1 pseudogene is annotated in these 1106 nt (G+C 69.8%); it reads right to left on the minus strand.

The features are described 5' to 3' along the window. Nucleotides 1–1106: pseudogene (locus tag ABD224_RS28945) on the minus strand (alpha-1,4-glucan--maltose-1-phosphate maltosyltransferase); the annotation flags it as partial.

Genomic DNA, 1106 nt, shown 5'->3' on the forward strand with positions numbered 1-1106 from the left:
TGGCGGCGGCGGATGTGGTTGAGGCGGGTGATCAGGGGGGTCAGGGTGCGGCCCTCGCGCTCGGCCGCCTCCCAGTCGCGGGGTTTGAGCTGGTACTTCTCCGAGTCCAGGTACTCCTCGCTGCCCTCCTTCACGGGGGTGTTCTCGCACAGCTCGAAGCCGCTGTAGATGCCCCAGGAGGGCGAGAGGGTGGCGGCCAGCACCGCGCGGGCCTCGAAGGCGGGCCGGCCGCCGTGCTGCAGATAGGCGTGCAGGATGTCGGGGGTGTTGACGAACAGATTGGGCCGCATGTAGGCGGCCGCCTCCCCGGTCAGCTCGGTGAGGTACTCCGTCAGCTCCTGCTTGGTGGTGCGCCAGGTGAAGTAGGTGTAGGACTGCTGGAAACCGATCTGGGCCAGGGTGTGCATCATCGCCGGCCGGGTGAACGCCTCGGCCAGGAAGATCACATCGGGGTCGGCGGCGTTGATCTCGGCGATCACCCGCTCCCAGAACACCACCGGCTTGGTGTGCGGGTTGTCCACCCGGAAGATCCGCACCCCGTGCGCCATCCAGTGCCGCAGCACCCGCACCGTCTCCGCCAGCAGCCCCTCGAAGTCGGCGTCGAAGGCCAGCGGATAGATGTCCTGGTACTTCTTGGGCGGATTCTCCGCATACGCGATGCTGCCGTCAAGGCGGTGGCGGAACCACTGCGGGTGCTTGTGCACCCAGGGATGGTCCGGGGAGCACTGCAGGGCGAAGTCCAAGGCGATCTCCAGCCCCAGCTCGCGGGCCCGCTCCACGAACCAGTCGAAGTCCTCCAGGGTGCCCAGGGCGGGGTGGACGGCGTCGTGGCCGCCCTCGGGGGAGCCGATGGCCCAGGGCACCCCGACGTCGTCGGGGCCGGCGGTCAGGGAGTTGTTGCGGCCCTTGCGGAAGGTGGTGCCGATGGGGTGGATGGGCGGCAGGTAGACCACGTCGAAGCCCATCGCGGCGATCGCCGGCAGGCGGCGGGCGGCGGTGCGGAAGGTGCCGTGCGGCTGCTGGGGGGTGCCCTCGGAGCGGGGGAAGAACTCGTACCACGACCCGTACAGGGCCCGCTCCCGCTCCACCAGCAGCTCCAGCGGCTC

Source organism: Streptomyces thermoalcalitolerans, assembly GCF_039525155.1.
In the GTDB taxonomy this organism is placed as follows: domain Bacteria; phylum Actinomycetota; class Actinomycetes; order Streptomycetales; family Streptomycetaceae; genus Streptomyces; species Streptomyces thermovulgaris.